This is a genomic window from Psychrobacillus sp. FSL K6-1267, assembly GCF_038003265.1.
Classification (GTDB): domain Bacteria; phylum Bacillota; class Bacilli; order Bacillales_A; family Planococcaceae; genus Psychrobacillus; species Psychrobacillus faecigallinarum.
In genome coordinates, this window is sequence record NZ_JBBOOR010000001.1 from 319,022 (window position 1) to 333,456 (window position 14,435).

Here is a 14,435-nt window from a genome sequence, read left to right on the forward strand (position 1 = left end):
ACATGCTAAAAGTTAATAATGTAGAAGCAGTATACTCAAAAATTATTTTAGCTTTAAAGGGAACATCCCTTCAGGTTCCAACCGGAGATATCGTGGCTCTTTTAGGTAGTAACGGTGCAGGGAAATCGACAACACTTAAAGCTATTTCGGGGCTGCTTTATGCCGAGGATGGGCAATTAACAGACGGAACTATCGAATTTGAAGGTAGGTTATTAAAGGGACTTACTCCTGATGTAATTGTAAGACACGGTATATTCTTGTGTATGGAGGGTAGACGCGTTTTTAAAGATTTAACGGTAGAGGAAAATCTTATGGCGGGTGCATTCACTCGAAAAGACCGTTCAAATATAAAAAAGGATATAGAAAAAATATATGGATATTTCCCAAAGCTTCAACCTCTATCTTCCCGAAAGGCAGGCTTCCTTTCAGGTGGTGAGCAGCAAATGCTTGCTATAGGCAGAGGGATTATGGCTAAGCCTAAGCTGCTGCTATTGGATGAACCGTCCTTAGGGATAGCACCTTTATTGGTGAAGGAAATATTCCAAAATATAAAGCAAATAAATAAGGAGGAAGGTACCTCTATCCTAGTTGTAGAGCAGAATGCCAATGTGGCATTATCTATCGCGGATTATGGATATATAATGGAAAATGGCAGAGTAGTTTTGCAAGGTGACGCTCCAAGTCTTCTGTCGAATACAGAGGTAAAGGAACATTATTTAGGAATTGGTAAAGATGGAGAGAGGAATTACAGAGACAATAAGGAGGTTAGGCGTAAACAGCGAATGGTTTGGTGATAAATCTAAAAGAGTGTGGCGAACCTTGCGGAGATGCCGCTGAACTTTGCAGAGATGAGTTCAAATCTTGCGCAAAAGGATCCCAATGTTGCAGAGAAGTCGCAGAACCTTGCACAAAGAGCATCTTCAAGGAAATATTAAGAGGAGTATATTCTCATTGCGTCTATTTCAATATAGTCAATGGGTATCTACTCGCTACAATGAAAAACCTATTATACTATTTTAAGGATGAACTCTAAGTTCATCCTTTTTTTAGTTTATAATACACCTATATAATTACTCGCTAATAAATCACTTATAAATAAAGAATAGGAGATTTAGGTACTAAGCTCTATATTTTTAGTTTTAATATTTTGTTAATAGGGAAAAGTATTAATATTTACAATATATTTTTTGATGAGAAAGTTTTAGTTCTTCCTAATTCTCGATAAATAATAATATTACTAGATTTATTGACAAAAAAAGGTGTTATTATAGATATTAATTTAACTAAAATGAAAGACTTATAGATTATTCAAAAATGGAGGTCCCTTATGAAAAAGCAAACGAGATATTCTCGTCTAGCACATATAACTAAGTTGATTAATACTACATTAGACCTAAGAGAAGTATTGGAGCAAGTCGTCAAGGCTATATCCGAGGAGATTGTTCGGTGCGATTCTGTAGGAATTTATTTGCCGCAGCAGGATGGACAGTTTAGAGGCTTCGTTGGAAAACCGGATTTTATCAATGGGTTTACGTTAGATATGCATATGATCGAAACGGAATATGATCTACTTGCAAAAGAAGTGATAGAAACGCAAAAAACTATTTACATACCCGACACTTCGAAGGATTCAAGGCCAGATCCAAGAGCCGTAAAAACATTTCAGATAAAGTCTCTATTAGCTTTACCTATCTCATTTGAAAGTGAACTTTTTGGACTTGTGTTCTTATTCGATTACGGTTCACCTATGAATTTGACGGAAGATGAAATCCAAACAGTAGAGGCTTATGTCAATATGGCTGGAGTAGCTATTCAAAATGCTACAAATCTTACGCGCAAGGAAAATCTTATAGCGGAAAAACAATTACTTTTGGATCATACCCGAGAGTTATCCATGTGTTCAACCATGCAGGAAGTCATAGACCGCTGTTTCTTTTATGTCGGTAAGGTGTTAGGCAACTATAACATCGGGGTTCATTTATTGGATCCTATGGCTGAAAAAAATATTAAGCCAGCCAGCCTGAGTCAGAATAGTGACTGGACAGAAGAAGACTGGATGAAAACGCATAAAACTTTAAAGGTAGACGAAAATGACCCTGTATTTCAGGAGGTTATTTTAACTAAAAAGGCCATAATGATTCCAGACGTATTTGCTGACGATCGTCCTAATCATGAGGCCTGTAAAACATTTGGTATAAAAGGGATGTTCCTATTTCCATTAGTAACAATGGGAGAGGTGCTGGGGTTAATCGCAGTTGTGAATCTAGATGAAGAAGGATTGGAGTATTCGGAGTCCGACATTCTTCTCACCCAATCTATCGTAGATGCGACTGCAGCAAGCCTATCTAATCTGCTTTTCATGGACAAGCAGGAAACCATCATAGAAGAGAGAACATCGGAAATTCGAGTTAAAAACACAGAATTGGAAAGAGTAGTTCATGAGCTGCAACATTTAAGTAAAGAAAAGGAGTTAATATTAAACTCTGCCGGGGAGGGAATTTTTGGAATAGATTTGGATGGAAGAATAACATTTTGTAATCCCGCTAGTGAAAAAATGCTTGGATACGAAAAGGGAGAACTAATTGGAACACCATCGTCTACAGTTATTTGTCATGAGCCAGACCATTCGCCATTTGGAGAGACAGTACAAATGTTTTGTAAGAAAGATAAAACAATTTTAGCTGTAGAATATGTACTTTCTTCTATAGAAGAGGATGGAAACGTGATAGGGCAAGTTGTAACATTTAAGGACATCACTGAAAGAAAGAAAATGGAAGAAGAGATTAGATACCTGGCATATTATGATAGTTTAACTGATCTCCCAAACAGAGTTTTGTTAAACGATAAGTTAAAAAAAATACTAGAAAACAAAGAACAACAGGTGGCAGTTTTGTACTTGGATCTAGACCGTTTTAAGTTAGTTAATGATAGTTTAGGACACAGCTATGGCGACTTGTTGCTTCGCGAGGTGGCAAACCGTCTTAAAATTATAATTCCAAAAGAAGCAATTGCTTCCCGACAGGGGGGCGATGAGTTCACTGTTGTTCTGCCTGACATTAATGGTATAGAAGATGTGTTACTTGTAGTAGACCATATTTCGGACATATTCTCTCAGCCTTTTTCCTTAATGGGAAATGAAGTATACATTAAAACGAGCATAGGAATCAGTATGTTTCCTAAAGACGGTGAAGATGGAGAAGTTTTAATAAAAAATGCAGACGCTGCCATGTATAAATCTAAGGAAAAATCCGGAACTGGATATCACTTCTTTGAGAGTGAGATGAATAACCGATCATTAGAGAGCATTAAGCTAGAAAATGCCTTATATAAAGCGCTAGACCGAAATGAATTAGATATATATTATCAGCCACAAATTGATAGTAGGACAAACTCTATTATAGGAGTTGAAGCCCTTTTGAGATGGATTCACCCAACAGAAGGGATGATTTCTCCAGCTGATTTTATTCCCATTGCAGAGGATACTGGTTTAATAGTGCCAATCGGAGAATGGGTATTGGAAAATGCTTGTAAGCAATTGAAGAAATGGCACGAAGAGGGGAATCATGCATTGAGTGTTTCCGTTAACTTATCAAGTAGACAATTTGAAGAAAATGATTTAGTAGAAGTAGTTCAGAGGATTTTAATCGATGTAAATTTGGCGCCCGAATTTTTACATTTAGAGCTGACGGAAAATCAAATCATTAAAAACAAAGACTTGACGGTTGAAATGATGGAGCAGCTAAAAGAGATTGGCGTGAAGATAGCGATAGATGACTTTGGCACAGGATATTCGTCATTAGGATATCTTAAGAACTTTCCAATTGATGCGTTAAAAATCGACAAATCATTCATTCAGGATATTAGAGAAGATGATGATAGTAATTCAGCCATTACCAATACAATCATCACACTAGCACAGAATTTGAAGCTTAATGTAATTGCGGAAGGTGTCGAAACAAAGGAACAGTTAGATTTTCTGTTGTCAAAGGATTGCTATTTAATGCAAGGATATTATTTTAGTGTTCCTTTAAAAGCAGAGGCATTAAAAGAAAAATATTTGATTTAATAGGGGGATATGAAAATGAAGGCTGTTCGTTCTGTGTTGGAATATTTAAAGGGGATCGGTGTACAACACGTATTTGGAATACCAGCAGGCTCTGTGAACGCTTTTTTCAATGAATTATATGATATGCCGGAGATAACGCCAATTGTAACTAAGCATGAGGGGGCAGCCTCTTATATGGCGGCAGCCTATGCAAAGTACTCCAATCAGCTAAGTGTGTGTATTGGAAGCAGTGGACCTGGCGGCACTAACTTAGTGACAGGTGCAGCAAATGCCATGAGAGAACACTTGCCGATTTTGTTTTTAACGGGAGCTGTACCAGTGAGTACGGAAGGCTTAAATGCTTCTCAAGAGCTTGATGCGGACCCTATTTATAAATCTGTAACGAAGTATAGTGTGACAGTAAGAGACTCAAAGGATTTGTTAAAGGAGATTGTAAAGGCTACAAAAATTGCTGTTTCTGGAGTACCTGGACCAGTTCATATTGCTATGCCAATTGATGTTCAACAAGGGCCTAGTGGCATTGAAGAGATTCCTTCCATACTAGTACGAGAAGAAGTAATACCAAACCTTGAAACGATTAAGCTGGTAGCTAAAGAGCTAGTGGAAAGAAAAAGTGGTTATATATTTGTAGGGCAAGGAGTTAGAAATTCTGTAGACCTATTATTTGAGTTAGCCGAAATTCTGGAATGGCCAATAATGACAACTCCTGTCGCAAAAGGCTATGTTCGCCAAGATCACCCATTATCTGCTGGGGTATTTGGATTTGCAGCTACAGAACAAGCCACTAATCTTATAAATGATGGAGACGGTAAGTCACTTTTAATTATTGGTTCAAGCCTTGGAGAAACAGCGACTAATAACTATAACAGCAGTCTTACTGATGGGCGCTTTACGGTTCAAATGGACTTCGATGAAACCGTCTTTAATCGCAAGTATTCAATTGATATCCCTGTCCTAGGCGATATTCAACTAAGCCTTTCTGCATTAATAGAGGAGCTTAAGTCTTTAGGGCTTACGAGAAAAGAAATGGCGTTTAATAGAAAAGAAAATAATGATCAAATTCTAGATGAATATAGCACTAAGAATGTATTGCTACAGTTGCAGTCTTATCTTCCTTCTTCTACTCGATACACAATAGATATTGGGGAATTTATGGCTTATGTTATACATCATATGGATGTTCTTGAATATAGCACATTTGATATAAATGTTCATTTCGGTGCTATGGGAAGTGGTATAGGGTCTGCCATAGGTGCAAAGCTTGCGGAGCCAGATCGTCCTACAGTTTCAATTACAGGAGACGGATGTTTCTTCATGCATGGGATGGAAATTTTGACTGCTAAAGAATACAACATTCCTGTTCTATTTGTTGTTATGAACAATGCCCGATTAGGCATGGTATACCATGGTCATAATCTGCAATACAAACGTGTTCATCCAACATTTGCACAAGAGCCGATTAACATTGCTGCAATGGCTGCAGCAATGAACATACCTAGTATTCGTATAGAAGAAATGGGAGACCTGAATGAGGAAGTAGTTAATAGCCTCCTTCAGATGAATGGCCCGGCTATATTAGAGATATCTTTGGTGGATAACAACATTCCGCCGATGGGAGATCGGGTTAAATTCCTGTCATCATTTGGAAAATAAATTATAAAGCTCTTATCTGTTTTTCTCAGGTAAGAGCTTTCCTTCTATATTTACATGGCATGGCTGTACTTAGTATTTATCACTTCTATTAAACTATCAAGGACCTGTTTTTTAAATGCGTCAGGTACTGGCTGGTTATCAGAAGTACAATAGTAATAACACATTTTTTCATGGTCATAGGTAAAACCAAGACTATTTAAGTTTTCATGTAAACTCTCTGGTAAGCCGTCTAATCCAGTTTTAAGTTTAAAAAAATCAGTTGCTATTATGTATACATCTATGTCATTAGCTCCAGTAGATACAATAAACAAATCACTGTCCTGTCGAAGAATCCACTGCTTTTTAGAATATAAGGAGATTCCTTTATTTTCTAAGAATGCAAGACCATTTGTGTTAATGCCAAACAGCTTTATTAATAGAGCACGAATTTGCTCGCCGGTCCATTCTTGTTGATGATTGGACAAACACCAAGTAATAGCAGCCTTTGGAGAAGGATCTTCTAGCTTTGCTGAAGTTTCCTTGTCTAACAGATAAGCTTTGTCTAAATCAATATAAAAAGCATGGTGGACAAAATGGGCAATTGATTCGGTATTTACTTGTATCTCTTCGGAATCAAAATATCGATCCATTGCTTCAATTTTAGACATATTCTTAAGCCTTGAATCTAATGATATTTCATCTAACCCTTCTTTTTTTAAGGTATGAATAATTATTTGATCAATAGATGGGTGGTATTTTAAAGAAAATGAGTATGCCATAATATTCCTCCTTATTTTTATATATCATACATTAAAACTTTGATGAAACAATTATTTTTAATGAATATATTATAATTTTGAGTAATATGAGCTAATTACATATATAGCACTTTACTATTAAATCCCAACTTTTTTACACTGTTTCTTTTAGCGCCAGACAGCGACTCCAGTGAGCTTATCATCCGCAACGGAAAGGGTCTTCTAAATAGGAAATCAATCATACCTTGTATTAACTTCCCATAGCTCGTCTTTTTTAATCATGAAATGGATTCATACAAATATGGATTAGAAGATCTTATTTAAATAAAGCTCTGAAGAGATATTAATCTTTCGTTATATATTGTATGATTATTTAGAAATATATAATTTTTTAGTGGTCAAAATATTCAATGGAAAGGTGTTTCTAATGAGTAACTATCTTATTCAAAACGTTCAGATTTGCGCAGAAGATGGCCGATTGATTGATGGAGATATTTTAATAATGAACGAAAAGATTGCTTGTATATCTGAGGGTAAAATAGAAGGATATGAGGGAGCTATAATGGACGGGAGGGGTTACGTGGCAATGCCTGGCTTTATTGATATTCATATCCATGGAGCAGTGGGGGCGGACTTTATGGACGGAGAGATAGATGCAACAGAACGAATATCTGCGTACTTACCCCAAGAAGGCACTACATCTTTTTTAGCAACAACTATTACTCATTCACAGGAACGTATACAGCAATCGGTAGATGTGAACACAAGCTTTTTAAAAAAATCTAATGAGGAACAGGGTGCAGAAATGCTAGGCTTCCATTTGGAAGGGCCATTTATTCACCCGGAGCAGGCGGGAGCTCAGCCTATTCAGCATATACAAAAACCATCTGTTTCATTGTTGAAAACCTGGTTTGGAGAACATCTTGCTCAATTAAAAGTTGTCACACTAGCCCCGGAACTTGACGAAGAATTTAAGATGCTTCAATTTTTACAAGAACAGGGGGTAATTTCTTCCGCAGGACATTCAAAGGCATCTTATTTGGAGGTTAATGACGCGGTGCAAAATGGTTTATCCCATTTAACCCATTTTACTAATGCGATGACAGGTCTTCATCATCGAGAAATAGGCATGGTAGGTGCGGGCTTCATGAATGACTCGCTTTTTTGTGAGATAATCGCTGATGGCATCCACCTCTCCGATGATATGCTCCAATTAGTAATGAAGGTAATTGGCACTGATAGAATCATCCTCATAACAGATTCCATGAGAGCGAAGGGACTTCCCGATGGAATCTATACACTTGGTGATCAAAAGGTTAAGGTAGTTGATCGTACTGCCACCTTGGAAAATGGAACTCTAGCTGGAAGTGTGCTTAAAATGAATGAAGGTATGAGAAGGATTCAGAGTTTAACTAATCTACCTTTACATGAGCTAGTGAAAATAACGTCGACAAACGCAGCAAAGAGATTAGGGATAAATAATCGAAAAGGAAGTCTTGCAGTTGGAAAAGATGCGGACATTGTATTGCTAAACGATTCCTTTGAGGTTCAATATACTTTTTGTAGAGGAAGGCTGAGTTATTCTAATGGTTAAAGCAAATAATATAAAATGGATAAAAGTAAATACATATGATGAAATGAGCAAAATGGCAGCCGCTATTTTTGAGAAGCAGCTAATTGAAAAGCCGCAAAGTGTGTTAGGGATGGCTACAGGAGGAACCCCAGAAGGATTTTACAAAGAACTAGTCCAATGCCACATGAAGGGCGATATTTCCTTTGCGGAGGTAAATACCTTTAACTTGGATGAATATGTGGGAATTGCAGCGGAGGAGGCTACTAGCTACCATAATTATATGTACGAGCACCTATTTAAGCATATTAATATTCCGCGACAAAATGCTCATCTTCCGAATGGCTTAGCAGAGGATTTGGAGAAGGAATGTGCCTATTATGATAAGTTAATTGAGCAGAATGGTGGTATTGATCTTCAGTTGTTAGGGATTGGGGTAAATGGTCATATCGGGTTTAACGAGCCTGGTACTTCTTTTCAAACAAGAACCCATATTGTAGAGCTTGCTGAGAAAACAAGGCAGGATAATGCCAAATATTTTCCTGAAGAAAAAGAAGTTCCCAAGCTTGCAATTACCATGGGGATTGAAACTATTATGGAAGCTAAGCGAATTATTCTCTTGGCTTTTGGCGAAAATAAAACTGAAACTCTTAAGCGTATCCAGCAAGAAGGTATTTCAGAGGAATTTCCAGCTAGCTGTCTAAAGAATCATCCTGATGTGACGATTATTTACGGTAGTTAAAAAAGCATATACTAAATCCTCCCTCTTACAAGTTGGAGGATTTTTTGGTTTCCAACTATTTAGGAGGTCAGGTATCTACTAAGTACTTAATAGCTTTTTTTCATTTTACTTACGATAATAAAAGTCTTATTCTAAAGTTTAGTATAAAGAAAACTAACGCTTTTTATTTAGAAGTTTAGTGCGAGGGATAGATATGAAAAAAATTGCTCGAATTTTACCAGGGTTGTTCTTATGTATGATCATTGCGGTTATAGCAAGGTTTATCGGGGAGTTATTTCCTGCTTTGGGAAGTGGACTGTTTGCTATTTTAATCGGTATTTTAATTGGGAATTTGAAAATTAGTTCGTCTCCAAGATGGTCTGCTGGAGTGAAATTTTCTGAAAGTAATCTCTTGTATTACTCCATCGTTTTATTGGGGGCGACTTTAACTTTCCAAACAATCATGGAAATGGGAGTGTCAGGGCTTTCTTTTATCGTTATTCAAATGTCTTTAACCATCATTTTTGTTGTCTGGCTTGGTAAAAAGCTAAGATTTGGCGAAGATTTCTCCTTACTAATGGCTAGTGGTAATGCTGTATGTGGGTCCTCGGCCATTGCTGCGACAGGGCCAGCAATCCAGGCCAAATCCTCTGATATTGCTTTATCTGTGACATTGGTTAACCTTCTTGGATCTGTTCTAATGATTTTTTTACCGGTAATCACAAATCTTGTATTTTCTAATGCTGTGATACCATCTGCTGCTCTCATAGGAGGTACGCTACAATCGGTAGGACAAGTAGTTGCGAGTGGGAGTATTGTTGGAGAAGAGGTAAAGGACCAAGCAGCGGTATTTAAGATAAGTCGAATTATTTTTTTAGTCGCAGTAGTTTTTGTGTTAAAGCAGATTAAATTCAGAAAACAGGAAAGTAAGGTAGCGACGAAAGATAAGTTTAGCTTTGGTAAAATTATTCCTTGGTATGTGGCAGGATTCCTTCTACTATGCTGTATTAATAGTTTATTGCAGCCATCTGCTACCATTACTAATCCTATAAAAGAGCTAGGAGGATATTTAGAAATTATCGCACTAGCAGGGATAGGGATGGGGGTAAAGATAAAAGAACTTATAAAGTCGGGATGGAATTTAACTATATATGCTGGAGGAGTAGGGGTATTCCAAATTTCTGTGGCTTTAATTTTAATATTGCTTTTATTGTAGATGTTATATAAAAATGCTCTAAGTTGATTATTAGCAAATCAGCTTAGAGCATTTTTCATAGAAATTTTCTTATAGTTCTTTTATAAAAGTAACGATATCACGCTGATTTTCAGGAATAACACCATGACCGTCTTCGTATGTTTTAAACGTCACATTAGCTCCTTGTTCCTCAAAGTACTCTTTGCTCTCTGCTCCCCATTGAGATGGAATGACATAATCATAATCCCCATGAGATATGAAAACGTTCAAATGTTCAATAGGATGCTTTCTGTATTCCTCTTTAACGAAATCGGGTAAATAACCACTTAAAGCAACTACTCCATTAATAACATTACCCATAGTAAAAGCTAAAGTTTGAGCCAATACAGCTCCTTGGCTGAAACCTAATAAATTTATTTTGTTTTGATCCAGATTATATTCTTCTATGGCCTCTGCGATGAATTGGTGCAGATAAGTCACGACCTTATCAAAAACCTCTCTATGTGGTTTTCCCGCTTCTTCAATAGTAAAAAATGCATATCCAGGACTAAACACGATGGGTCCACGCAAACTAAATATATGATGGCTTCCTTCGAATTCTTTTACAAGCTGGAGCAGATCCTCTTCGTTACTACCCATACCATGCAGTAAAAATAGAGATGGTTGGTTGGGAGTGATAGTTTTAGGTGGTAAGTATTTGTATGTAAAAGGTGATTTCATAATGGTTTCTTCCCTTCTGGAGACTGTACATTTATTTTAGCATACCAACCTTATATCTTTTAAAACATTAGTGTTAGCCCCTTGCTAGTTTTAATCAGATTAAAAAGGGAAAAGTAAACCAACAATAGTAGCTAATAAGGAGATGGTTGAAATGACGAATTCAAGTCAAATGCCAAAAGAAGAGGGTTTGGATCATAGCCTCACATTATTACGGGAAGGATATATGTACTTGGCTAATAGGCGGAAGAGTTTCGCCTCTAATATTTTTGAAACTCGTCTCCTAGGACAAAAGGCAATATGTTTGGGTGGAGAGGAAGCATCAAAACTTTTTTATGACAATGACAAATTTATGAGGAATGGAGCTGCACCAAAGAGACTTCAAAAAACGTTATTTGGTGAGGGGGGAGTTCAAACTTTAGACGAGGAAGAGCATAGAAACCGAAAAGGTATGTTCATGTCTATAATGACACCTTCACATTTGGAGCACTTAAAAAGTCTGACTCATAAGAATTGGGATTTAAAGGGTAGCGAATGGGAGCAAAAAGAACAGATTAATTTATACGATGAATCCAGAGAGTTATTATGCCAACTAGCATGTGAATGGGCAGGCGTTCCTTTAAATGAGGGTGAACTTAAAAAGCGGACGGAGCAACTGACTAAATTATTTGAATCTGCGTCTGCGTTAGGTCCCGAACATTGGATGGGAAGGCATGCAAGGAAGGAATTAGAGGATTGGGTTGGAGAAATGGTGGAGCAAGTTAGAAATAAGGAGTTATCACCACGGGAAGGCTCTGCCTTGTATAACTTTTCAATTCATAGGGATATAGATGGTAAACTTTTGGACAAAGAAATCGTTGCAGTGGAAGTACTGAATATTATCAGGCCAATTGTAGCAATTTCCGTCTATATTACCTTCACTGGATTAGCTGTTCATCAATATCCAGAAAATAAATCAAGACTTTTAAAGAATGAAGAACAATTCCAACAAATGTTTGTCCAAGAGGTACGTCGCTTTTATCCATTCTTTCCAATGGCTGTTGCAAGAGTGAAGAAGGATTTTATATGGAACAATTTTCAATTTGAAAAGGGTACGTTAACGCTATTGGACTTATATGGTACCAACCATGACCCAAACCTATGGGATAATCCTGAAGTTTTTAATCCTGAACGTTTCGAGGGGTGGGATGAGAGTCCATTTAGCTTTATTCCACAAGGCGGAGGTGACTTCAATATGGGACATCGCTGTGCTGGAGAATGGGTAACCATTGAAGTAATGAAGGTGAGTCTTCAATATCTTTCAAATAAACTTGATTATGAAATTCCAAATCAAGATTTAAGTTATAGTATGGTGAGTATACCTAGTCTCCCACATAGCAAATTTATCATGGCTAATGTAAGAAGCAAGCCGCAATAGGAGAACAAATATGAAAGAATTTAAAGTAACCTACTTTTTTGATGAAAACCACTACATTAGGAGGTTTATACACTTAGATTCTCAAGAAGAAGCTGAGGACCTTATCCAAAGTGAGAGAGACCAATATATTTCCTTTCGAGATAGTAGAGGAATTTACCATGAGTTAAATACAGAGGATGTCCGAGTAATCCAAATATCTGAATACCATCGTGTAGATAAAACTAAAAAAAAGGTACCTAAGTGAATTTTCAGTCACTAGGTACCTTTTTAAAAGACAAGAAGCAAAGATTTGTCTAGTGCCTTGCCCCTCGAGAAAAAGTAGCGGTAGCTGAAGAACTACCTACTCACTTGCCAATCATGTATGAGACTTGACCAACTTTTTTTGTTGTAGGGATAGCCGTTGTTTTTTTCCATAAAGGTTGACGAACAACAAGCTGCTAATAGCAATTACTCCTCCAACAATAGAGAGAGGAGATGGAAGCTCGTGAAGCCAAATCCAAGTGATGACTATAGCTACAACCGGCTCAGCGTATAATGTATTTGAAACAGAGCTTGCATTACTTTGAGATAAAGCTATTGCCCATGTGAGGTAGGCAAGTGCGGTAGGGAATATTCCAATATAAATAGCCGATAAATTAGCTTCATTTGTTGCACTTTGGAGTGTATCAAACAGTCCTGGAGCAAAAAATAGAAAAGGCAAAGTACCTGTCCATGTAAAATAAGCAGTAAGTTCAATAGCGCTATACTTTTTAAATAAAGGCTTTTGGTAAACGAAAAAAATAGAAGTTGCAATAGCTGCTATTAAAACTAGGAATACTCCTGGAGAGATATCAAAGGAAGAATCCCCAGTTCCAAAAGCAATAAGAATAATTCCGATAAAGCCGAAAGCTAAACCACCCCATCCTACCTTACCTAAACGTTCCTTTAAAATAATTACAGCCATCACAGTGGTAACGATTGGTGCAGAACCAATTAACATGCCTGCAGTCCCTGCAGAAATAGTCATCTGTCCAAAAGTGACGCATATATGATACAAACTAATACCAATCCAGCCTAAGATTATTATTTTCCACCCATCCTGCTTTTCGGGTAGTTTAAATTTACTTCCTGGCCAGAGTGCAATGAGTAAAAATATAAGCGAGGCAATCAAAAAACGGAATAATGCCAAATGACCGGGAGGATAACCTCCGTTTAAGCTGGCGCTAATTGCTGCAAAAGAAGATCCCCAAATTGCTACAGTCAAAATCGCCAGTAAAAAAGCTTTCGTATTCATCTATAGTTCACCTTACCTTTAGATTAAGTGTGTTAAAGTAAGTAAAAATATTTTAATATAACTAGTGAATTTTACAACATATATGTAAATTAAACAATCCATCTATTTTTTGATTAAAAATAAATAATTAATTTATCAACTAGTGTTTAGTACACATACCTTTTTGCAGATATATAAGGGAAATTATCACTAAGGGACAAAATTACTTTTTTATATTGGTTGACAAAATACCTAGAGGGGTATAATATAACGGTTATAACATTCATCAAATTTTCAGAAGGAGGTGTGCTTGTTGGCATACGATGCAAAAACTATTAATCGTATTAAACGAATGGAAGGCCAGCTTCGTGGAATTTTACGGATGATGGAGGAGGGCAAGGACTGCAAGGAAGTCGTTACCCAGCTTTCAGCAGTTCGCTCTGCAGCAGATCGTACAATTGGTGTAATTGTTAGTAACAATCTTTTAGAATGTGTGCAAGAAGCAGAAGGAAATAAAGATAAAATGAATTCTGTTATTCAAGAGGCAATGAATTTGGTTGTAAAGAGCCGATAGTCCGGCTTTTTTATTTAAATAAAATAATACCCCGGCAGGTATGAAGGAGATTGAGATGGAAAAGAAAAGAACTACGATAGTTTTATTCAGTGGTGATTATGATAAGGCGATGGCAGCATACATTATTGCAAACGGTGCAGCAGCTTACGATCATGAGGTTACAATATTTCACACATTTTGGGGAATAAATGCGCTACGTAAACAACAGCATATTGAGGTTAAAAAAGGATTTTTAGAAAAAATGTTTGGCAAAATGATGCCGAGGGGAGCAGAGCAGCTTGGACTATCTAAAATGCAGATGGCTGGTATGGGACCTAAAATGATTAAGCATGTCATGAAAAAGCATAATGCACTTTCTTTAACTCAGTTAATAGAGATGGCACAGGAGCAAGATATAAAATTAGTTTCTTGTACTATGACGATGGATTTGCTGGGCTTACAACAAGAAGAATTACTCGATGGTGTTCAGTATGCGGGAGTAGCAGCGTACTTGGCTGACGCTGAAGATGGCACTGTAAATCTATTTATATAGG

The 14,435-nt window shown here is 37.0% G+C and carries 13 protein-coding genes; 10 read left to right on the top strand and 3 right to left on the bottom strand.

All coding sequences use genetic code 11. From position 1 onward, the window contains the following. Positions 1–2: 2 nt before the first annotated feature. The 3 genes from MHB55_RS01625 (at position 3) to MHB55_RS01635 (ending at position 5,719) form a co-directional block, all read left to right on the top strand. On the top strand, positions 3–794 hold the full coding sequence (locus MHB55_RS01625; protein ID WP_340862413.1) for an ABC transporter ATP-binding protein: 792 nt from the start codon (positions 3–5) through the stop codon (positions 792–794). A gap of 533 nt (positions 795–1,327) precedes the next feature. After that, positions 1,328–4,066: a bifunctional diguanylate cyclase/phosphodiesterase gene (locus MHB55_RS01630; protein ID WP_154311795.1), complete on the top strand. Its 2,739-nt coding sequence runs from the start codon at positions 1,328–1,330 to the stop codon at positions 4,064–4,066. 15 nt (positions 4,067–4,081) lie between these two features. Next, positions 4,082–5,719 (top strand): thiamine pyrophosphate-binding protein, encoded by a 1,638-nt coding sequence (locus tag MHB55_RS01635; RefSeq protein ID WP_144538453.1) that lies wholly within the window; start codon positions 4,082–4,084, stop codon positions 5,717–5,719. Positions 5,720–5,769: 50 nt separating this feature from the next. Here the strand turns inward: MHB55_RS01635 and MHB55_RS01640 are convergent, their stop codons facing one another. Continuing rightward, positions 5,770–6,477: a hypothetical protein gene (locus MHB55_RS01640; protein WP_144538454.1), complete on the bottom strand. Its 708-nt coding sequence runs from the start codon at positions 6,475–6,477 to the stop codon at positions 5,770–5,772. Between the two features lie 406 nt (positions 6,478–6,883). Between MHB55_RS01640 and nagA the strand changes: the two genes are divergently transcribed. The 3 genes from nagA to MHB55_RS01655 all read left to right on the top strand — a co-directional run bounded on the left by nagA (position 6,884) and on the right by MHB55_RS01655 (position 9,963). Further along, complete coding sequence (nagA, locus tag MHB55_RS01645; protein ID WP_340862414.1) at positions 6,884–8,050, top strand: N-acetylglucosamine-6-phosphate deacetylase; 1,167 nt, start codon at positions 6,884–6,886, stop codon at positions 8,048–8,050. A gap of 10 nt (positions 8,051–8,060) precedes the next feature. Beyond that, on the top strand, positions 8,061–8,768 hold the full coding sequence (nagB, locus tag MHB55_RS01650) for a glucosamine-6-phosphate deaminase (protein WP_186318166.1): 708 nt from the start codon (positions 8,061–8,063) through the stop codon (positions 8,766–8,768). Between the two features lie 193 nt (positions 8,769–8,961). Then, on the top strand, positions 8,962–9,963 hold the full coding sequence (locus MHB55_RS01655; protein ID WP_340862415.1) for a YeiH family protein: 1,002 nt from the start codon (positions 8,962–8,964) through the stop codon (positions 9,961–9,963). Positions 9,964–10,032: 69 nt separating this feature from the next. Here MHB55_RS01655 and MHB55_RS01660 read toward each other — a convergent pair whose 3' ends face one another. Next, entirely contained in the window at positions 10,033–10,662 is a 630-nt protein-coding gene (locus tag MHB55_RS01660; RefSeq protein WP_340844032.1) for an alpha/beta hydrolase, read from the bottom strand. A gap of 151 nt (positions 10,663–10,813) precedes the next feature. Between MHB55_RS01660 and MHB55_RS01665 the strand changes: the two genes are divergently transcribed. Then, positions 10,814–12,076: a cytochrome P450 gene (locus tag MHB55_RS01665; protein WP_151111573.1), complete on the top strand. Its 1,263-nt coding sequence runs from the start codon at positions 10,814–10,816 to the stop codon at positions 12,074–12,076. A gap of 10 nt (positions 12,077–12,086) precedes the next feature. Next, positions 12,087–12,320, top strand: coding sequence for a hypothetical protein (locus MHB55_RS01670; RefSeq protein ID WP_340862416.1), 234 nt, complete (start codon positions 12,087–12,089; stop codon positions 12,318–12,320). Between the two features lie 111 nt (positions 12,321–12,431). Here the strand turns inward: MHB55_RS01670 and MHB55_RS01675 are convergent, their stop codons facing one another. Next, a complete protein-coding gene (locus MHB55_RS01675) occupies positions 12,432–13,349 on the bottom strand; it encodes a DMT family transporter (RefSeq protein WP_340862417.1) in 918 nt (305 codons plus the stop codon). A gap of 292 nt (positions 13,350–13,641) precedes the next feature. Here MHB55_RS01675 and MHB55_RS01680 point away from each other — a divergent pair, with 292 nt between their 5' ends. Both MHB55_RS01680 and MHB55_RS01685 read left to right on the top strand, forming a co-directional pair. Beyond that, positions 13,642–13,902 (top strand): metal-sensitive transcriptional regulator, encoded by a 261-nt coding sequence (locus MHB55_RS01680; RefSeq protein ID WP_144538462.1) that lies wholly within the window; start codon positions 13,642–13,644, stop codon positions 13,900–13,902. A 55-nt stretch (positions 13,903–13,957) separates the two neighbouring features. Next, complete coding sequence (locus tag MHB55_RS01685) at positions 13,958–14,434, top strand: DsrE/DsrF/DrsH-like family protein (protein ID WP_144538463.1); 477 nt, start codon at positions 13,958–13,960, stop codon at positions 14,432–14,434. Position 14,435: the final 1 nt, after the last annotated feature.